The 21173-nt window shown below is 45.0% G+C and carries 17 protein-coding genes; 8 read left to right on the forward strand and 9 right to left on the reverse strand.

The genetic code is table 11. The annotated features are described in order from the left end of the window. Window positions 1–66: 66 nt before the first annotated feature. The gene (locus AAFP11_RS09405; RefSeq protein ID WP_340525592.1) at window positions 67–549 is read right to left on the reverse strand and encodes a flavin reductase family protein; all 483 of its coding nucleotides are present in this window, start codon (window positions 547–549) and stop codon (window positions 67–69) included. A 282-nt stretch (window positions 550–831) separates the two neighbouring features. On the opposite strand from AAFP11_RS09405, the gene AAFP11_RS09410 reads away from it, so the two are divergent. Continuing rightward, window positions 832–2037: a glycosyltransferase family 87 protein gene (locus tag AAFP11_RS09410; RefSeq protein ID WP_341736811.1), complete on the forward strand. Its 1206-nt coding sequence runs from the start codon at window positions 832–834 to the stop codon at window positions 2035–2037. Window positions 2038–2104: 67 nt separating this feature from the next. Here the strand turns inward: AAFP11_RS09410 and AAFP11_RS09415 are convergent, their stop codons facing one another. Continuing rightward, window positions 2105–2941 carry a dienelactone hydrolase family protein gene (locus AAFP11_RS09415; protein WP_341736812.1) on the reverse strand — a complete coding sequence of 279 codons (837 nt, stop codon included), beginning with the start codon at window positions 2939–2941 and terminating at the stop codon, window positions 2105–2107. 269 nt (window positions 2942–3210) lie between these two features. Next, window positions 3211–4551, reverse strand: a complete 1341-nt coding sequence (locus AAFP11_RS09420) for a hypothetical protein (RefSeq protein WP_341736813.1) — start codon at window positions 4549–4551, stop codon at window positions 3211–3213. 96 nt (window positions 4552–4647) lie between these two features. Between AAFP11_RS09420 and AAFP11_RS09425 the strand changes: the two genes are divergently transcribed. Both AAFP11_RS09425 and AAFP11_RS09430 read left to right on the forward strand, forming a co-directional pair. Next, window positions 4648–5436: an SDR family oxidoreductase gene (locus AAFP11_RS09425; RefSeq protein ID WP_341736814.1), complete on the forward strand. Its 789-nt coding sequence runs from the start codon at window positions 4648–4650 to the stop codon at window positions 5434–5436. A gap of 470 nt (window positions 5437–5906) precedes the next feature. Next, complete coding sequence (locus AAFP11_RS09430) at window positions 5907–6062, forward strand: hypothetical protein (RefSeq protein WP_341736815.1); 156 nt, start codon at window positions 5907–5909, stop codon at window positions 6060–6062. Window positions 6063–6398: 336 nt separating this feature from the next. Here the strand turns inward: AAFP11_RS09430 and AAFP11_RS09435 are convergent, their stop codons facing one another. From AAFP11_RS09435 to AAFP11_RS09455, 5 genes are all read right to left on the reverse strand, one after another. Next, the gene (locus tag AAFP11_RS09435; RefSeq protein ID WP_341736816.1) at window positions 6399–7670 is read right to left on the reverse strand and encodes an FAD-dependent hydroxylase; all 1272 of its coding nucleotides are present in this window, start codon (window positions 7668–7670) and stop codon (window positions 6399–6401) included. A gap of 195 nt (window positions 7671–7865) precedes the next feature. Beyond that, window positions 7866–10037, reverse strand: coding sequence for a caspase family protein (locus AAFP11_RS09440; protein WP_341736817.1), 2172 nt, complete (start codon window positions 10035–10037; stop codon window positions 7866–7868). 83 nt (window positions 10038–10120) lie between these two features. Then, window positions 10121–11302, reverse strand: a complete 1182-nt coding sequence (sat, locus tag AAFP11_RS09445) for a sulfate adenylyltransferase (protein WP_341736818.1) — start codon at window positions 11300–11302, stop codon at window positions 10121–10123. Between the two features lie 261 nt (window positions 11303–11563). Further along, window positions 11564–12679 (reverse strand): glycosyltransferase, encoded by a 1116-nt coding sequence (locus AAFP11_RS09450; RefSeq protein WP_341736819.1) that lies wholly within the window; start codon window positions 12677–12679, stop codon window positions 11564–11566. A gap of 524 nt (window positions 12680–13203) precedes the next feature. Continuing rightward, on the reverse strand, window positions 13204–14682 hold the full coding sequence (locus tag AAFP11_RS09455; RefSeq protein WP_341736868.1) for a site-2 protease family protein: 1479 nt from the start codon (window positions 14680–14682) through the stop codon (window positions 13204–13206). Between the two features lie 33 nt (window positions 14683–14715). Here AAFP11_RS09455 and AAFP11_RS09460 point away from each other — a divergent pair, with 33 nt between their 5' ends. From AAFP11_RS09460 to AAFP11_RS09475, 4 genes are all read left to right on the forward strand, one after another. Next, window positions 14716–15384, forward strand: coding sequence for an MBL fold metallo-hydrolase (locus AAFP11_RS09460; RefSeq protein WP_341736820.1), 669 nt, complete (start codon window positions 14716–14718; stop codon window positions 15382–15384). A 21-nt stretch (window positions 15385–15405) separates the two neighbouring features. Beyond that, window positions 15406–15966 carry a sugar O-acetyltransferase gene (locus tag AAFP11_RS09465; RefSeq protein ID WP_341736821.1) on the forward strand — a complete coding sequence of 187 codons (561 nt, stop codon included), beginning with the start codon at window positions 15406–15408 and terminating at the stop codon, window positions 15964–15966. Window positions 15967–16052: 86 nt separating this feature from the next. Beyond that, a complete protein-coding gene (locus tag AAFP11_RS09470) occupies window positions 16053–16517 on the forward strand; it encodes a hypothetical protein (protein WP_341736822.1) in 465 nt (154 codons plus the stop codon). Between the two features lie 813 nt (window positions 16518–17330). Beyond that, window positions 17331–19592 carry a cache domain-containing protein gene (locus AAFP11_RS09475; RefSeq protein ID WP_341736823.1) on the forward strand — a complete coding sequence of 754 codons (2262 nt, stop codon included), beginning with the start codon at window positions 17331–17333 and terminating at the stop codon, window positions 19590–19592. 172 nt (window positions 19593–19764) lie between these two features. Here AAFP11_RS09475 and AAFP11_RS09480 read toward each other — a convergent pair whose 3' ends face one another. Next, window positions 19765–20319, reverse strand: a complete 555-nt coding sequence (locus AAFP11_RS09480) for a cytochrome b/b6 domain-containing protein (protein WP_341736824.1) — start codon at window positions 20317–20319, stop codon at window positions 19765–19767. 261 nt (window positions 20320–20580) lie between these two features. Here AAFP11_RS09480 and AAFP11_RS09485 point away from each other — a divergent pair, with 261 nt between their 5' ends. Next, on the forward strand, window positions 20581–21159 hold the full coding sequence (locus AAFP11_RS09485) for a manganese efflux pump MntP family protein (protein WP_341736825.1): 579 nt from the start codon (window positions 20581–20583) through the stop codon (window positions 21157–21159). Window positions 21160–21173: the final 14 nt, after the last annotated feature.

Consider the following 21173-nt stretch of genomic DNA (forward strand, 5'->3'; position numbering starts at 1 on the left):
TAACAACTAACAACTAACAACTAACAACTGACAACTGGCAATTGTCAATTGCCAATTGTCAAATTTCTAGCCGCCGTAATTCCAGCCAGTGCTTTCTAGCAGCAACGGTTCGCCCTCCCGGTGAACCCCCGCAGCCACAACTTCACCCACATACACCGTATGATCGCCGTGTTCCACAGCGCCCACAACCTTGCACTCAAGATAACCCAGAGAATCCGAAATAATCGGACAACCAGTTTCAGCCCCGGCATAAAATTCTACATCCTCAAATTTATTGCCTACCCGGCGCTGGGGCTTAAAGAATTTTTGGGCTAACTCTTTTTGTCCTGCTTCGAGGAAACTCAAAGCAAAGACACCGCTAGCTTTAATCATGGCGTGGGATTTGGAGTCTTGCTTGACGCAGTTCACCACTAACGGAGGAGTAAAGGAAGATTGCATCACCCAGCTAGCGGTGAAGCCGTTGACTTCTTCACCGTCTTTGACACCGCAGATGTATAGTCCATGAGGGATTTTGCGGAGGATGGTCTTTTTCGCTTGTTCGTCTAGCACGGGCTTACCTGTTCGATCGATAACTCTACACCGCCAAGTTTAACTTTTGGAGACCCAACAAACCAACTGTCTCAAGGGCGATCGAAGCGACACGAATGCTGAGACTGCCAATATTGCTTTTTTTGATACAAAATTTTCTGCTACATCCCTATTTATTTGATTAACTTTCATTAATTTGCATAGTAGATGAATGTAAGTATATACTTAATTGCAAGATTATCGAGTTAAAATTTGTAGCTTTTTTTCCATCTTCAAACTTTAAACCAATTCGGAGATATGCTGATGACAGAATCATTTAAGCGGAACTTTGGTTTAGGTATAGTCGGATTAAGCCTATTATCTCTAATTTGTTTTGGGATAATAGGGATTGGCAGAGATATCAACAGCCCGCTCAATTTTGACGGTGCCACCATTTACGCTGCTGGACGTGCTTGGTTGATGGGTTTGAATCCCTACAAGCTCGATCTTTTGAATAAAAGTGTAGCCGGAATCAAGGAAATTCCTGGCTTTGAGGATGGCGGTTTCTTTTATCCTCCTCAAGCCGCAATATTTTGTCTGTTTGTAGGTCTTTTTGATTACTCAGTTGCCAAGTTCGTCTGGGTAGGACTCAACTTGATCTCGATCGCAGCTATCGTGGTGATGACACTGGAGACGATAAATAGATCCCCAAATCATCGTGGACATCAACTCGGCCGTTGGGTAATGGCAGCCATCATTATTGGCAACCCATTCACCACTCATGTGGTGTGGATGGGTCAAACTTCTTTGATATCTTTTGCTGCTACAATGGGTGCTTGGTTTTTCAGCCAAAGACAAAAATATGTATTAGCGGGGATCTGTTTGGGTTTAGCTAGCTTTAAGCCACAAATCTGCTTATTGCTCGGTTTTTGGTTTTTGTTAGAACGCCAATGGAAAATATTAGCTGTATCCCTGGCAACCGTGGTAATTATGAGTGCTTATCCCTTGGTATTCTACGGCGGGCCCATTGGCACCCTGGAAGCATGGCATCAAGGAATTCAAGATAGTTACCTAGTTGTAACTTTCAATAAGCCGGGGTTTCAAGATAAAGTCGGCATGGAAAGTCTGTTGGCTTTTTTTGGCTGGAATCTACCAGGAATCAAAATTTTGGGGTTGATTTTAACTGCTTTGTTGTGGGTATTCCGCAATAGAATCAACACAGAAGATATTTTTGCTGTACTGATGGGTATATCGTTTACATTTTTAGGATATACTCATGTTTACGATTACGTTGGTTTGCTCCCAATACTAACATCTCTGTGGCTGTATTGCTACGGCAATCAAAAAGCTTATCTCGGCATGATAGGTCTAGTATTTCTGCTGTTTTTTCCGAGACGAATATTTTTGGCTGCGGGTCTGCCTTTTTTAGTTCACTGGAGAACGATTGTGGTTTTGATACTTTTGATTAGTGTTTTGTTCTTCAGCATCAAAGCTAAATCCCATCAAAGGTTTCAGCCAGAAATTGCTTGATTTGGAGTGAGTTGGGAGGGACGAAGATAATTTTAAACTGCCACTCACAACTCACTACTAAAAACTCTTATGCAGCCCCCGACTTCTTAAACCAATCTTGCAGCCGCTTCCAACCATCCTTAGCTTCTTTTTCGCGGTAAGTGGGGCGATAGTCGGCGTTAAATCCGTGGGGTGTATTGGGATAAATCACAATTTCTGAACCGCTACTGCCTGTTTTGAGAACTTGGCGCATTTTCTCCACTGTATCGGTGGGAATTGACTCGTCTTTGGCACCGTAAAGCCCCAATACTGGCACTTTCAAAGTTGGTGCAATGTCGATCGGCTGTTTTGGAGTCAAAGCCGTAGCATCGCCAACCACACGCCCGTACCAAGCCACTCCTGCTTTAACTTTGGGGTTGTGGGCGGCGTATAGCCACACTATTCTGCCTCCCCAGCAAAATCCTGTAATTCCCAACTTATTAATATTGCCTTTTCCTGACTTTTGTACCCAATCTACCGTAGCATCCAAATCCGACATAACTTGAGCATCGGGGACTTTAGAAACTACTTTGCTGATGATTTCTTGAATGTCGGTCATTTTAGAAACATCACCTTGACGGGCAAACATTTCTGGGGCGATCGCTAAATAACCTAATTTAGCAAAACGGCGACAAATGTCTTGAATATGAGCATGAACTCCGAATATTTCCTGAATCACGATTACCACGGGAAAATTGCTACCATTAGCAGGCATTGCTCTGTAGGCTGGAATTTGTCCATCTTTGACAGGAATCTTGACTTCACCTGCTACTAAACCGTTAGTATCAGTGGTAATAGTTGCGGCTGCAATAGGATGAACTGCTAGGGCAAATCCGGCGCTTAAGGCAGTGACAGCGATAAATTGTCTACGAGTTAAGTCTTTCATTGGTAATAGGTAATAGGACATCGGGAGTCGGGCAACCCCCCCTGCCCCCAGGGCTGTTTCATATCAAATCCGGTAACATCGTCCTGTATTCATCTCTCTTCTCTCCCTCTGTGTTCTCTGCGTTCTAGTAAGGTTAAATCATTCCGATGCAGCCGGAAACGATATCATTCTTTGTAGGGGCAATCCCCCCGTGGTTGCCCCAATCTCTCAACAAAAATACATATGCTGACTCTAATCCCATTTCTGAAAAAAGTCAATATTCCCCAGCTTTATTTTTGTTGCCATTCTTTCTGTTTTTTGCGAGCTGATTGCAGCCATTTTTGGGCTTCTGGATAAACAGTCGTTCCCGGTTTTACAGATTCTAAAGTGTTGATAATTTCCTGCAAGTAACCCAGGGCGTAACCAGGATTTTGATTAATAGAATTTAGGTTAGTTTGGAACTTAGCAAACAAGCTTTTAGCCTGATTTAAAGCTTCCACTGACTCTTTTTCAGCTTGAAGTCGAATCTGTGTAGTGCCTAAATTATTTTGATATTCAGCTAGTTTTGTTTGAGCATCAAGATAGCCCGGATTATCAAAGGGAATTTGGCTGAGTCGTTCAATAGATTGTTGCCACAAATCAGCTATTTTTTGCCAAGTTTCGGCTGAATGTGGCGGTTTCTGCGATGCGGAGGCGGCACTAAAGGCAAATTCTTTGGCTGCTTCGATTAAGTTGTCCGCGCGCACTGAACCGGTAGCCACACCGCCCATTGCTTGAAAATCTCTCTCTGCTGCTTGCAGTTTTTTCCTAGCAGTTTCTCCGGCTAGGGTTTCTGCGGGAATTTGATTGAGTTGGTCGATCGCACTTTGCCAATTTATGCTAGCTTTTTGTCTATCTGCCGCATTTTTGGCTTGCTGGTACTGCTGTTTTGCCGTATTCAGGTTTTGTTCCACTTCCCCAAGCTGAGTAAAAGCATTTTTTTGTTGGAAAATCTGGGCTTCCATACGCCCGATACTTTTGCGGGCTGCTTGAAATTCATCAACACTAAAGCGCCAAGTACAGCCAAAAAAAGAGCAGTAGGTTTCTGGATAATAACCTAAAAACCAAACCGGCAAGGCATCGAGGTGTTTTTGCGCTTGTTTTGCTTTGGTGTCGCCCAAGTCGAAATCAGCCACAGCAGTTGCCTTATTTACCAATTGATCCGATTGTTCCACGAGGGCGATCGCCTGCCGATAATTGTAATCCATGCTGCTAAAACTCGGCATTAACAATATGGGCAATTTATCTGCTATAGGCTTGCGAATGATGGGCACAGGCAGGTTTGCTAGCCAAATTATCCCCGCCCCCGCACCCAAAAAAACCCCCACCCAGATAATTTTGCCAAACAATCCGGGCGGCTTGTTGGCTTTGACGGCGGCTTTGAGTGCTTTTTCGCTGAAGTTGGGAAATTCATTTTTGAAAGTAGCGCGGATTTCTTCTATGGATGCGAAACTGCCATTTTCCGATCGCATTTTCTCCAACTGCTTGATTACCATACTCCTGTAGACATTGCCAGCTATAGCGTCAGCCGCTGCACATTTGTCAACTTCTGACTTTAAAATTTCAAAAGCTCGATCGGTAAGACGCGCCATAAAACTCACCTATTCCCTTTTAAGTATTTTACAGGTGGCCACTCAAAATAATTGTTAAAATATATAAATTCCCCATCAAATATCAGACATAATTTCATGCCAACTGCTTTAATCACCGGAGCTTCTAGCGGAATTGGTGCAGCTTTTGCCACCGAATTAGCCCAAGACCAGCACAATCTAATTTTAGTGGCTCGTTCCGCAGACAAATTGCACCAACTCGCTGCTACACTCCAAGAAAAATTCCATATTCGAGCCGAAGTAATCGTGCAAGATTTGACGGAACCTGGTGCTGGAACCAAAGTATTTGAGGCCGTCAATCAAACAGATTTGACCGTAGATTTGTTAGTCAACAATGCGGGTTTTGGAGATTACGGTGTTTTTGCCGATCGCCCCCTTGACAAACAACTAGCCATGGTGCAACTAAATATTCTAGCATTAGTTGAGCTTTCGCACTTATTTTTGCAGCAAATGCGTCAAAAAAAATCAGGAAGTATCATCAATGTAGCATCAATAGCAGCATTTCAACCGATGCCATACCTATCAATTTACGCAGCAACCAAAGCCTTTGTTCTGAGTTTCACTGAATCACTGTGGGCGGAAAACAAAGATTTAGGAATACGAGTATTGTGCCTTTGTCCAGGACCGACAGAATCGGACTTTTTTGCAGTAGCTGAATTCCCAAAATCACTAGCATCTAGCAGCGGGCAAAAACTGGTATCAGCCGAGGAAGTAGTGCGAGATGCTTTGAAAGCCTTAGACAAGAATGAGTCTAACGTTGTGACAGGGGGAGTTCCGAATCAAATCATCGTAAATATGCCCAGATTCATGCCACGAGAACTGTTAGTAAAGTCGGTAGCAAAGCTGTTTGGGCGCAAAGGGGAATAATCGCGGATATTTTGGAGATATCTAACTGGATCAAGTGCGATCGCACATTCAGGCCGCCAAAATTTCCGACGCCAAAATCCCCGACGCTATCCCACCAGTCCGCCGGGGGTTTTCAACCCCCGTCGAGAGAGCGAAAGTCCTCCTCAGAAACTCATCCCAAATCCTAGTTTAAAACTCTCATCTCAAGAGAGGGGGAGAGTGGGGGAGGGGGAGAGAGTTTCTTTAATTCATAACGGGCGTGCGACGCCCGTGGGATGCTCTAAAAGAGGACTGAAAAACAGATGAAATCAACAAATATGCGAGTATTTTGTAGCATTATTCAGTCGGTTTCAACCGACTTTAGCTATGAGACAGGGGTTTCAACCCCTGTTGAACTCGCGGACAAACAAACTAGCCCAAAGAAACCGGGTTTTTGCGAGCATATTTGGTAACAGGCGAAGAGATGGGAAAAAACCCGGTTTCTAAAGATTGTGCGCGAGTGGCCAGAAACCGGGTTTTTGCGAGCATATTTGGTGACAGGTGAAGAGATGGGGAAAAACCCGGTTTCTGAGATTGTGCAAAAGTGCGATCGACCGTTTTTTCAATTTTCCCACAATGGCGATCGATCGTTGCTAAATCTGCAATAATTCAATGCTATTATCCGCGCCACAATTTCCACGCTCACCCACGAGTCCGCCGGGGGTTGAAAACCCCCGTCGAGAGAGCGTAAGTCCTCTAAAAGAGGACTGAAGCATCTATTTTTTAATCAAAATTCTCATGATTTTATTCAGTCGGTTTCAACCGACTTGCGCTCTCTCGACGGGGATTTAAATCCCCGGCGGGCTTGAGGACAAACCGATCGATTCTAGAGGGTGAAACAACCTGCAAACCAATTTTACTACAAGTTAGTCAGTGCCCAGAAACCGGGTTTTTTTGAGAATATTTCGTTAGTGTCGGAAAAAATCGTAAAAACCCGGTTTATTTTAGTTTTGCGATAATTCCGGCGGCCGCCCCATTAAGCCCGTCATTAAGCGCAATGCTAAAAACCTAACTGGGGGAATTGTTCGCAAACACCACAATCCGAAGCGGCGAAATGCCACAATTGGCAGCCAAGTATTAGAAAATAACCTATCTAAGAAATCGGTAAATCCTAACACGATTAAATTTTCTTGTTTGCGCCAGTTGTGATACCTTTTCAATACTCGCAAATCGCCGATGTCTTCGCCTTTTTGGTGGGCTTGTTGCAAGATTTGGGCGATCGCCCCTGCATCTCGAATGCCCATATTTAGTCCCTGGCCGCCCACAGGATGGCAACAGTGCGCCGCATCGCCAATTAATGCTAATCTGGGCAATACGTAGCGATCGCTCTGCATTAACTGTACCGGAAACAAAAAGCGATCGCTCTCCAATTCCAAATTTCCCAAAACTCCGCCCGTGCGCTGTTTCAACAAAGCTAAAAACTCTGTTTCATCCATTTGTTGCAAAGCTTTCGCCTCCCCATGGGGTGCAGTCCAAACTACTTGACAACGGTTCCCTGGTAATGGTAAGACTCCCATCGGGCCACTGGGCCAAAAGCGCTCAAAGGCGATATCGTTGTGCGGTTTTTCTGCTTTAATAGTAATAGCAACGCAGGATTGCCAGTATTTCCAGCCGCGAGTGCCGATGTTGGCGGATGTCCGAATGCGCGATCGCGAACCGTCAGCAGCAACTAATAATTTGGTGCGAATTGTCCGAGTTTCACCGTTTTGTTTGAGTTCAATTTCAGCGCAATTAGTTAAATATTTTACTTGCAATACTTCCGCCGGACAAACCCAACTGAAATTCGGATTTTTTGCCAAGGATTCCTGCAAAGCTGACAGCATGACTCGGTGCTCGCCCACATAGCCTAAAGCGGCTTTTGGTACGGGTAATTTGCCTGTATTTCCCAAGTCTGGGCGGTGGAATTCTACAATTCCGGGATAGTCGCCGTCGCAGAGGCTAATTTGCTCGAAGGTGGTGATTTGCGGCAATATTTTCTCCCACACGCCCATGCCTTCTAAGATCATTCCTGACAGCAAGGTGACTGCGTAAGCTTGTTTTTTGGCTGCTGCTGCTGCGGGGATTTGGGTTTCGATGATGGCGATTTTTAAGCCGGAATCTTTGAGGGCGCAGGCTAAGGTTGCACCGACTATGCCACCTCCGACGATGGCGATATCATAGTCTAATTCCGCTGTTTGGAGGGGGGATGGGGTTGCAGAAAGTTGGTTTACAGCCATTTTTTAAGGGATGTTTTTTAAGTTAAAGGGCATTGGGCATTGGTGTCAACTTAAGGCCCAAACCCTTGAGAACCGTTATGCTATTTTTAATTGTAAAGAATTATTGCGGTTTGGGGCAATTAGGCGGCCTTGAGAAAGGGAGGCAGAGGAAGAGTCATGGGAATGGCCATGAATTGATGGCATCAACAGCAATCATTAAACTACCCGATAAACAAAACTCAGAGTTGCCCACACATTCACATCCAAAGCTATATCATCGGTGGATATCCCCACCTGCTGCACCCCAGCCATGCTGGCCGCGTGCAAATCTTCCAAGACAGCCCTGGCCACATTTAAAGGATTTAACAACACTCGAATTGGCGAGGCATCCCTGGCTTGCTGCATTCCTCCTTGCAACGCGGTCAAAGTGCGATCGAAGGGACTCTCACTAAATATAATTAAGGTTTCCGCAAGCCCGATCGCCCTAGATACTTCCCACCCGATCGCCCCTGCCTGGGGTACACTCAAATTTGCACCAGGGGCGATCGCCTGCACCGGTCTTGGCACATTGGTTTCCCCATCAGAATTGAATACTAGCAGCCGTCTTGAACTATCCGAGCCAAATACCATAAAGTAAACTGGGCGATCGCCATTGTTATACAATCGATACTGAATCCGGCTCCCATAATTCACACTTAATATACCTAAGCTTTCAGATTTCTCACTTTCCCCCCTCAGCGATGATAGTGCATCGTCACTGACACCTCGCACAGGCGATCGCCCGGCCACAGTCATGGCTTGAGGCGCGAGAGTTGATAGCATCGCCCGCACCTTCAGACGCGAAGACCCCTCATTCACTGTCAGGCGCAGCAACTTGATCGCCAACAGGGTTTTCAACTGCGGAGTCAATCGCTGTACCGCAACTTTCACGGCCTCTCCCCCATCACCCTCAGTATGCGGAACCAGCGTTTCACCCACAGAAAACAAACCGTAACGACCTTGATACAAACCAGGCTCATAGACCCCAGGAGTTTGAGCTACAGTGGTTTCTGGGACTCTGCCAAACCGATAGTCCGCTGGTTGGTCTCCCGCTACCGCCGAGACTTGGGGCACAGTCGCAAAGGCGCTGGTAGCGTCCACCCGCTCGATGCGTTCTAAACCAGAGTCCAAAGCTACAGTTAAACTGATGTTTCGGGGCAGAACCCGAATTTCTTCTCTGACTAATTCGCCCGCAGTCAGTTGCACCTGGTTTGAGATGGGCGCTTGTAAGACTTGGGCTTTAGCAGAAAGACCGTTACGTCGCAGCAGTAACAGCCTCGCGCCCTCTGAGGAAACGGGGCTGAATACAGAAGCGCCACAGGACTCTAAAATTTCTGGGGGCAACCCGGCCAGCCACAATTGGACAGTTTTGCTACCCTCTTCTACCGCAGACACTGCCCCGTCAGCAGTAGGGGTATTTAACATTGCTGTTGCAAGCATCCCCGCAGGTGCTTTTGCATCGTCCTGGCGAATTTGCGGTTCCTGGGTTAAGCCACTGATTTGCTCGACTTGGGCCGCGGCGCGGCTAAAACTGACTTGCAGGCTGCTGGCGGGAGTTGTCCACCACAAAGTTTGGGTGAGGGCGTAAGTAAATAAACCGGCTGTAAACCCGTTCCACTGAATTTCGGCGGAGAGTTGACCAGGGGCGGCGGCGGTGAGTGTGGTGCCTCCGCTAGAAGTGAGATTGTTGACTAATTTAAGTCGATCGAGTAAGTCTAATTCGCCCATGCTTGGACTCGCCACTATGGGGCGGGGGCGGGAACGAATCCGGAAGTTGCCGGTGGGATTTACACCCGGATAGCTGTAGCTGGTGTCGAGAATGGCGATCGCACTTTCTGTTGGGAGCGATCGCATCAACAGCAGCAATGTTTCCTCTAACATATCGTTCACCGCCCGGTTTCCCAAAGCAGGCACAACATCATCTACCGGCACCAAACTGTTTTGGATTACCGTCGGTGACTCCCCCAAACTGACTCGGCTACCGCAGCCACTGAAGTGAAAAACCACCACGTCTCCGGGTTTAGCTTGTTGAGTCAAGTGACTGACAAAAGCCGTCTCGATATTTTCCCTGGTAGCTTGAGAGTCAGTCAAAGTCAGAATGTCTGATGGCCCAAACCCAAACCGATATACCAGTAATTCCCGCTGCAATTCCACATCGGTAACACAGCCGTGCAGCGCCGACCCTGGATATTTGTCAACGCCCACTAACAATGCCAATTTGCGGGCTGTCGGCTGGGCTAGGGCCTGGTAGTAGCGATCGCCCAACCGTTCCCATCCAGCCTCGCTGATACCCAGCGCTGCTAACACCCAGCCTGCTTGCTGCAAAAATTCCCGCCGCTTGAGTCCCATTAATGATTCCCCATCGTCGTGCTCTTACAATATTCTCACTCCTCTGCCGAAGACTAAGTGTCGCCAACAACAAGGTTTAAGATTTAAATTTCATAGCTGAAAATATTCATCGCCTTTGCCAATTCCGCAGCAACTTCTGGCCGAGAAAACTGGGGTGGTGGTAATTTTCCAGCCCGCAACATTTCCCGCACTTTCGTTCCCGACAAATGTACCCGCTGTTCGGGAGTGCTAGGACTGGTTTTCGTGGTCGCCATTTGTTCCGTCACTTTGCAATAGAAAGCGTGCTCGAATTTCATCGGCACAATTCCCAATTCTCCAGGCTCAAATTCCTCAAAAATGTGTTGAGCATCGTAGGTACCATAGTAATCGCCCACGCCCGCATGATCGCGCCCCACGATAAAGTGAGTACAACCATAGTTTTTGCGAATCAAAGCGTGAAAAATTGCTTCCCGTGGTCCGGCGTAGCGCATCGCCGCCGGATTGATTGCTAAAATTACGCGATCGTGCGGATAGTATTTTTCTAGCAGAATCTCGTAGCAACGCATCCGCACATCCGCCGGAATATCATCGCCCTTAGTCGTCCCCACCAAGGGGTGCAAGAATAAGCCGTCTACAGTTTCTAGAGCACATTTTTGAATGTATTCGTGAGCGCGATGGATCGGGTTTCGGGTTTGGAAACCCACTATGGTTTTCCATCCTTTTTCTGCGAACAGCATTCTCGATTTCACCGGGTCAATTTGGTATTGGGGAAAGCGGGCGTCTAGTTCCCGTTCCAGCAACCACACTGGGCCTGCCAGATTCACTGGACCAGACTTGTCTATTACTTGGACACCTGGATGTTTGAGATCGTCGGTGCGGTAGACGTTAATGGCTTCTTCTTCTTTGCTGTAGCGATATTTTTCACTCAGTTCCAGTACGCCGGCAAACTCGCCGTTGGGGGAGTCTAGCCGAACCAAACTCCCTTCTGTCAGGGTGGCTGCCACTTCTTCGCTGACTGAGAGGGTGATTGGTACTGACCAGGGGAGGCCGTTGGAGAGGCGCATTTGGGTGACGACCGATCGATAATCAGCCTCATTCATGAACCCTTGCAGGGGACTGAAGGCGCCGATGGCGATCATTTGTAGGTCAGAGATCGATCGATCCGAAAGCTGAACTCGCGGCAAAGCTTCTGCTTTGTCAAAAAATGCTTGTCTTTGGTCTAGGGTGGCGATACGGTTGACCAGGATGCCACCATGAGGGGCAATGCGGTCTGGATGCTGGCTCATGTCGATTCGGGATTATTTTAAGATGTGGGACTGTCAGTGCCAGAGTATATCCTACCAAAGTATTGTTACAATTGATTAGTTTTCCTATTTATCCATAGGAATCTATGTCAAATGAGGTGAATATATCGCTCTCTAATTCACTCAAAATGTCTTCAAATCCATTTGTTTATTTTTGAGAAAATTTACTCTGACATGACCATCAAGTAATGTAGTTTTGCCGCCCGCTTCGTGCAATTAATTCTCTAATTTCAAATCCCAAATCTAAAATCTACAGACCATTTGGTCATGAATTCTCTTCATTTGTGATAATTCTTCTCGCAGTCCCTGGGGTAGGGGAATTTTCACCGTTTCCAGCATACTCTGAATCCGATGTCTCCAGTCATGACGGGCTAAACTCTCAACATAATTACGTTTGTATATCTTATTCAGCCGCACTTCGTCCTCTAACAGTTCATCAATGAATTCCACACTTTTTTGTGGGTCATCGGGCAACTCAATAGTAGCATCTTCCCAATTCAGCAACTCATCCATTAGAGGGCTTGTTGGACGCTTCCCAACTACCGCACCACCCGTCGCAGCACCGTAAAACCAACGCAGTGTAATAAACGAATAAGGAAACGCACGCATACCAGGATAGAGCGTATCAAATGCCAAGGTCAGTTTGCTATGTCTGAGAATGTGAAATAGCATCAGAGTATCTGGCTCGTCTTTCCGCATTTCGTAAGGCAATTTCGGAAATTCCTCTCCTGCTCTGGGCGTAGATTTAAAGTAAATTTGTTCGGAACCAGGTAGATTAAATTTATGGCAAAAAGCACGATCGTAATGTGACGGAATTCGCCCGAAGCTAGTTAAGTCTATGGAACGCTTCTGTTGACACGAACCCTGAGTGAGAACATCAGCCGCAAAGGGGATTAAGGAGACTGGGATACCAAATTTTTGCTTAAGTTCATCTATAACTTCGGGAAGTGCCACGAATAAATGATCTAATTGATAGACATTTTTTGAATAAATTTCTGGGCACCAAGAATCAAAAATATAAGCGATGACGACATCAAAACGTTCCCTCCACTTTGGTATACTTGATAGGAGTTCCAGATCGGCTCCTGATATACCTATCAGCAGTAAAACATTGGGCTGGTTGGACAAGTCAGGTAAAGGTTCCAATTTATAGAAACCTGTAGTAGACTTGACAACTTTACGTATAATGCGATCGGGTAATGGATGGAGTTTAGATGAAGACCACTGGATGATCTCGCGACACGATGGAATCAAAAGTTGCGCTTTGCAGGTTTGTAAAACAATATTTTCCAGTTCAAAAACAGGGTCCCAGGATACACTTGAGAGTAAACTCCGTGAAGAAAGTATAAAAAGATTCATGGCTAGATTTAAATTTGATTAAAGGGCAGGGGTGATGATGCTAACCCCAGGGGATTAGGGTAACTTTGATTAAGTTTGAAATGCCAATTTCCTTGCATCTACTTTCTAAATTTACCTCACTACTAAGTCCGTTCACCTAATTAAACATAAAATCCGATACCTAGATCTACACAGCACTTTCACTGGTAATGAGTTCTAGTTATTATGTTTTTCTGCATTAGTTTACCTATCCCATCTCGTCGATCGCACTTAGGGCTGCATTAGGGCTGCACTGGACTTCAGTAAATTTACTGTAGCCTTACAAAAATCTAGCATAGGTCTTCCCAGACTGTCAACATTAATTTAAAGTTTTACTTGTTTTTTGTATAAAAATAAATTATATTAATTTGATGAATATTTATTTTATAAAAATTATAAATCTTAAAAAGGTTAAGTAATTCAACCTCATTAAAGGTAAGATATCGCTAAAAAACTGGCTAATAAGTGTTCTTCACCTCGCTCTTCTTCCTGCTTGATTATTCCGGCTAAACATTCAACCACTGAATCAATACCCTAGGTGCTGGTAACAGAATAGCCAATAATAGCCCCATCGCCACCAACCCCAAACCATCACGCCAATTATTTAATTCGCTCACATCATTCAAAGCGGGTTCATCGTTTAGCGGCATCAAAAACAAAATCAGCGCCCACAACAACAAACCCGGTTCCAAAAAAGCCAGCAGCAACATAGAAAGTCTAGCAAATTGTCCGATCGCCATACTTGCCCCCTGACCAAACATAGCGTGGACGATGTGCCCGCCGTCGAGTTGTCCCACCGGCATCAAATTAAACGCCGTCACGATCAAGCCCAAATAACCAGCCACCGCTACCGGATGCAAATTAATCGCTGTTTCCGAATTTAAAGCACCACCCAAGGTTAACTTACTCAAGAGAGTCATCATCAGAGAAAAATTTGGATTGAAAGAATCAAAATTTAACATCCCTGACTTGTTAGAAATAGGCACAATTGTCGAGTGATACAAACCCCAAATTAAAAGCGGCACTGTCGCCACTAAACCAGCCAAAGGCCCCGCAATACCGACATCAAATAAAGCTCTACGGTGGGGAATCGGACTCCGAATTTGAATAAAAGCGCCAAAGGTTCCCAAGAAAAAGGGCACGGGAATAAAATAGGGTAAAGTAGTTCTAATTTTATGAAATTTTGCTGCTAAATAGTGTCCCGATTCGTGAATGCCCAAAATGACCATCAAAGCGGTAGCATAGGGCAAACCCTTAATTAACAGTGAGGGATTAGATTGGACAGTTTTTTCGGTAATTCCTGCAATTTGCGCACCCACTATCGTAGTGGTAAATAGAGTGATAAGCAGCAAACCCAAAGCAAAAAATGGTCGATTCAAAGGTTGATTGTTAACAGGACTTTCGGCGGATTTATGTTCGGGATTAGGGACTAGGGCAAAAAAGGGTTGACCGCTGAAACTTGTTTGAAATACTACCAAAAAGCGATCGCCAAAATGCTTTTCCACATTGTCCCGAATCGCCTTGTAAGCCGCTTCCGGGTTCGTCCGCAACTGTCCGCGACAAATTACAGCCTGGGGTCGAAATTCTAAATCTCGCAAATAGTAAACAGACCAAGGAAAACAGTCACGCAAACTAGCTTCTTCTTCTAGATCGATCGGGCGTAAAGCAGGTTTTTGTTGGGATTTTGCAGGTTCTGTCCCATCATTAACTGTGGTTTGGGCGGTTTCGCTGGTAATTTCCTTGCGCCCCAACTGTACCAGGAACCAGTACAAAAAAGGGCAAACTAAAAAAGGTAGAATTAGCCAATCTGGCGGTGAACTTTTGCTAGGGCCGTTAACTAACAGCCAACCAGTCCAAATCAGGGCCGGTGCCATAATTACCAGCCACAGCAGCCATACGGGAGTTCGCGTGATGCGACGGATGCTGTTGTGCAATAAAAAGTATGAGAACAGTCCCAATACAAACAACCATAAAAAGAACATAATATTGATTCCAGACACATTAACTATGATACTTCCTTGAAACAACAGACTTTAGCTTCCAAACAACCAAAACCCGTGCTCGACAATATCTTTGCTTTTCCACCTAACCGGGACACCCTTGGTGGGACAGCTTACTTCATTGTAGAAAACCAAACTAACATTCTAGTAGATTGTCCGGCTTGGGATGAGATTAACCAAACATTTTTACGGGAATATGGCGGTGTCCGGTTGTTGTTTCTGACTCACCGGGGCGCTATGGGTAAGGCGCGGGAGATTCAGGAAGCCACCGGCTGCGAAATCCTGATTCAAGAGCAGGAAGCTTATTTGCTACCGGGATTGCAAGTGACAGCTTTTGAGCGAGAATTTGCTGTGAGCGATCGCACTTTTGTATTTTGGACTCCCGGTCACTCTCCCGGTTCGTCCTGTCTTTATGATACTCGCAGTGGCGGAGTTCTGTTTTCGGGCAGACACTTGCTCCCAAATCGAGAAGGTGCACCGGAACCGCAGAGAACGGCAAAAACTTTTCACTGGCCCAGACAAATTAACAGCGTGAAGTCGATTATCGATCGCTTTTCGGCGGAAACATTACAGTATATTTGTCCTGGTGGGAACACAGGTTTTTTGAGAGGAACAGGAGCGATCGATCGAGCTTTTGAACAATTAGCCAGTTTAGATTTAGCTGTTTGTTTGCAATCAAAACCTTGATTTGAAAAAGCCATAAATCCGATGTCAAAAACCGAAAAACAAAAAATGCTAGCGGGCGAGTTGTATCTAGCGGCTGATGCGGAATTGACTTGTGAGCGCCAGCGAGCCCGCCGTCTCACCAGACTTTACAATGCTACCCGCGAAGACGAAGCATCCCAACGCTTAGAAATTCTCACCGAATTATGCGGTGCCGTCGGCCAGAAAGTTGAAATTGAACCCCCTTTCTACTGCGACTATGGCAGTAATATTTATGCTGGAAATGGCTTATATATGAATTTTGGTTGCGTGATTCTCGATTGCAATCGAGTTAACATCGGCGAAAATTTACTGTGTGGCCCACAAGTGCAAATTTACACTGCTTTCCACCCCACTGACCCGGAAATTAGACTTTCGGGCCGAGAACTGGCTAGCGAGATTCATATCGGCAATAATGTGTGGATTGGTGGCGGTAGTATCCTTTGCCCCGGAGTCACCATCGGCGATGGTAGCACGATCGGTGCAGGCAGTGTGGTGGTCAAAAGTATCCCTGCAAACGTCCTAGCTGCGGGGAATCCTTGCCGAATCATCCGGCATCTAGCTTGATGTGGTACTATCAACACACAGGTCCGATCCACTCTCAGGGGTTTGACCTTCGCTCCAGGTTTTTAACTCCTACTCACAAGATTTTTATGGCGACTGCAACACTTTATCCCAACGCTCCCGATTTATCTACCGACGACTACCTGGTAGTGGGTTTGGCCACCTGCTTTGTCAAAGAAGAAGGTGAAGTTCTCGAAGTACAAGTAATTGAAGCTATCCCCTCAGCAGCTTTGGAGGCAATTGTCAAGGGAATTCCCACCTCCTATCAAAGGGCTTGGGGGACGACTTTGGGAGCAGTGCTCGACGGCGAATCACCCACTATGCTGCCGGAATTCCCCACATCCGCTCAGTTTTGCGAAGAATTTGGCTTTCGGGCGATCGCCGCTGCCCGCACTTACAAAATCCGCCCCCAAGCTCAATCTCACATCCCCTTGGGAACAGTTCGGAGCGACTTTTCTTATTCCCTCGATCGCAAAAGAGTTCTCAATACCCAGCGCGTTGTTCGCACTGAAGACAATGTAAAACAACACGAACACACTCACAAAGTTCTTTAAAATAAATATTTTTTTACCATCGCTTTTGCTAAGGGATGTAGTGGATAGACCTGCGGCGAATATGGGGTGCATCTCTATTTTGCAAGTATATTCGTAGGGGCGAAGCATGACCGCAGACAATTTATTAGCGATCACCAGAGATTTACAGCGGTCATGCTTCGCCTATGCAAAATCGGGATGCTCCCCGAAGATGTGATATCATTTCCGGTTACACCGTCAGGTGATGTTGACAGTTGACGGTTGACAGTTGACGGTTGACGGTTGACAGTGAACAGTGAACAGTGAACTCGAATTTACTATTCCGATGAAGAGATGATTTGATATTATATAAAATCCTCTCTTCATCGTCCTGTATTAAACTCTCTCTTCTCTTGCTTCGCGTACTTCGCGCCTTCGCGGTTAAATCATTCCGATACAACCGGAATTGATATGACTTGTCATCTGATTCGTTGCATCTTTTTAACGGCAAAAAAAACACCTATCAACTAGGATTTTCTAATATAAAATTTAAAATATAAAATATAAAATGGTATAATTCCTGTTTAACAGGGTGAGCTTACCAGCGGGGGAAAATTTCAACCCGCAATTATTAAATGCTAGTAGTGTCAAACTGCTTGCAGGCTCAGGGTGCATCGCAGGTGAGCTAAGATTTCAATCTTACAAATTGGTCAAACTATGCGAAGCTTTGCGAAAGAGCAGTGCTGGAAATTAACTAGACTATTACCAGCACGATTTAGCCGTGGATACCGTCTTCGATACATCGCAGCGCTGCTAATATTAGGGGGGACTATAGCAGCCAGTATCGCTGGTTATATGAGTTATCAAAGTGTCAGACGCTTAATTATCAAAAATTTAGAGCAAAATGCTTTGTTAGAAGTAAGAAATCGGAGTAATAAAATCGATCGGTGGATAGAAACTAGAAAAGCTGAAATCGAAATTCTTGCTAACACTCCCCCCGTTCGTTCAATGAATTGGTTGGTGGCAGAACCCTATTTAAAATCTGAAGTAAATCGACTGCCAGAATTTGAGCATTTTGCGTTAATTGAGCCGGATGGTTCTTACTTCACTACAAAAGTCGGGAGAGCAGCACCTAATGTCAGCGATCGCCGACACTTTCAAAAAGCCATGGCTGGGGAAGTATACGTTTCCGATCCTACTATTTCTCGCACGCTAAAACAACAAATTATTCCCATTTCTGCTCCGGTGCGGCCAAAGGTAGGCGATCCCACTTCTCGCACCATTCAAAAGCCGATCGGAGTTATGAATGGTGTCATCAAAATTCAACGATTAGCCCAAGTAGTAGGAAAGCTGGAATATGGAGCCGGAACCTACGCTTTTGTCCTCAATTCTCAAGGAGTACCGATTGTTCATCCTGATGCCAAATTAGTCGGAAATACAGACTTCCCTGCTAGCAGTTTATTAGACTCCAAAGATGCTAATTTGGTGAGCCTAGTCCGAGACATGGTTTATCAAAAAACTGGCATTTCCCTGACTAAAATTAACGATGCTAAAGTTTACGTAGTTTATCTTCCTTTAGAACAGGCGGAATGGTCGATCGCCCTAGTAATTCCCCAAGAAAACCTCGACAAACAACTGTACCCATTAAATATATTAGCAGCCGTCACCACCGCACTTTTAGTCATAGCTATTATGGCAGCAGTTGTGGCACTAAAATTGTTTGTAAAAGATCGCCTCCGCACTCACACAGAAGCTCTCCTCCATCGCTTGACAAGTCGCACTCGCGCTTCCTTGGATGTCGATCGCATCCTACAAACCACCGTAGAGGAACTCGGAAGTATACTAGATCTCGATCGCACAATTTTCGGCTGGTACGATCCCCGAAAAGACAGGTTAGAATTCTGCTCGGAATATTACCGAGAAGGTTTATCATCGCGACTGGGAGTATTTGGTGCTGAATCCGGGCCCTCTGGAGATTTAGCAGCCAGACTCCACCGTGGGGAGTCCATAACGCTGAGGAAAGTCACAGATATCGATACTTTAGTATCTCAGGAATCCCAGCACCTGAGACTCAAAAACAGTCAGTACGCAGCAGTACCTGTGCTCACCCAAACTAATCGCCTGGGGTATCTTTTCGCTTGTAGTCAGTCGCAGTTTGGTACTCCCGACGAGGTGGAAGTTTTGGAAGCAATTGCAGACTCTCTGGCGATCGCAATTTCCCAATCTCAACGCCAGGGACAAATTCAAGAACAACTCAAGCTATTGGAAGAAGTATTAGCCAAACTCAGAAGAACCGAAGCACACTTGGTGCAAAGGGAAAAAATCACAATTTTAGGCAAACTAACTGCCGGAATTGCGCGGGAAATTAACAACCCAATTAACTTTATTTATGGCCACTTGATCCACATCAATGATTATCTGCAAGATTTGTTCAGAATCATTCAAATATATTCCAAAAAATATCCAGAATCAGTGCGAGAAATCGAGGAAGAAAAAGAAAAAATAGACTTAGATTTTGTTAGCCAAGATTTGCCAAAAATTATCAATACCTTAAAAATAGGTTCGGGACGCATTCGCGACACTATCTTGGCTTTACAGAAATTTGCTACCCCTAACGACTCCGACAAAATATACATCAATTTACAGGAAGCAATCGACGATATTCTAGTATTGTTTGCCTATCGTCTGGACAACAAAATATCTATAGTTAAGGAGTACAATAATATCCCGTTGGTGCTGTGTTATGGTGGTCAAATAAATCAAGTTTTTGCCAGTATAATCAGCAATGCTATTGATGCTCTAAATACGAGCGATAATCAAGAGCAAATTATTAGCATTAAAACCGAGGTAGTCGAGTATCCCGAAGGCAGATTTATTGCGGTATCGATCGCCAACAACGGCCCCAGCATTCCGCCCGAAATTCAGCGCCGAATCTTTGACCCTTTTTTCACTACTAAGTCTGTTACCGAATTTACAGGCTTGGGGCTGTCCCTGGGCAATAAAATTATTGCTGAAGTTCACGGCGGGCGTCTTTGGGTGGAATCTCCGTTTGAATTTCCCTTCGAGTCTCAAAATGCAGGTGGTGTGGATTTTGTGGTGGAATTACCAATCCTATAACCCTGATTTGGTGTTAGCCGTTAAATTTCGGTTTAGGGAAATAACAACGGTGCAACCAATGCAAACAGCCAACCTCCCATCACCACAATTTCCACCAAGATTAGGATCGTATTTTTGGGCATAATGGGCATAAGATTGGTTGCTCTAATTAAAAGTAAAATGCGATCGGGGTTTAGCTATCCTTCTGGTTTTTAAAATCAAACATCGACAAAATTAATGGTAATCCCCCCACCTTGGCACTCATCAACAAGTGCATTGCCAGACACAATACTAATACGATCCATCCAGAAGCGTGCAAATAATACCAAACCTGTGTCAATTCTCCTGCCGGTAGCCATTCTTCCTTAACCATACTCCCAGAGGCGATCGATAAACTCAGGGCCACCAACATCAGCGTATTCACAATCCGATGCAAAGTGTACCACCAAATTGGTTTTCCGAATTGTGTCAATTTCCCCAAAGAATCCGGCTGTATCAAGCGTTTTTGACCTCTGTGGAAACTGTATAAAGCAAAACCGGGCACGATCCCTAAAATTAACAGCTTACCAAAAGTCCCATGAATGCCGATAATATCTGGAATTTGAGGTAGTGGTACTTTGCCGAACCGCCCGTCATAGGTGTTGTACACCCAGAAGGCCGTGATGATTGCTCCCAAGGCGATCGCAGCGTTAACCCCGTGCAGTAATCTCAGTAGCAGTGGCTGATATGGTTTAGATTCGGGCATCATCAATTCTGCTAGTTGATAAGTCTTCCTATAATACAGCTTAGTACGACATTTTTCAAACCAGCCAATTATGAAAAAAATATGATTTAAAAATGAAGTGATTATGATAAATATCTAACTTAACGATAACTTAGTGTAAACTTAAAGACTAAGAGCAAGAGACCTCTCCCATAATTATTGTGGACCACGCATCGCCTGCGTGTTGAAGACTTGCTGTTATGGATAAGTCTAATAGTTTACCCATCAGATAAAAAAATTACAGAAATGGATGTAGCCACTACCGTCTTACTTTCCTTGGGACTAGCAGCAGATGCTTTTGCTGTGTCAGTTTCCAGCGGTTTAGCAATTAAACACATGAAAGTCAATAAAGCTTTAAAAATTGCTTTATTTTTCGGTGGTTTTCAAGCTTTGATGCCAGTAATCGGATGGTTTATTGGTCTGAGTTTCAGCTTTTTAATTTCGGCAGTAGACCATTGGATAGCTTTCGGCTTGTTGAGTTTCATTGGCGGTAGAATGATTTATGAATCTCTACAAAATGACGGAGAAGAAAAGAAATTTAATCCCCTGGATACGGGTACTTTAATCGGACTATCGGTGGCGACAAGTATAGATGCTTTAGCCGTGGGGATTGGCTTTGCTGTTCTGAAAGATTCTATTGCTCCTGCGGTGACTGCCATAGGATTCATTACTTTCTTTTTGGCGTTTGCTGGTGTGTTTATTGGACACAAGTGTGGAAATTTGTTTGCAAATAAAATAGAGATGTTGGGCGGAGCAATTTTAATTTTTATTGGTAGCAGAATCTTATTTGTACACTTGACGGAATTGCCAGTTATTGGTTATTAGTTATTAGCGACACC

Source organism: Microcoleus sp. CAWBG640 (assembly GCF_020883015.1).
Lineage (GTDB): Bacteria > Cyanobacteriota > Cyanobacteriia > Cyanobacteriales > Microcoleaceae > Microcoleus > Microcoleus anatoxicus.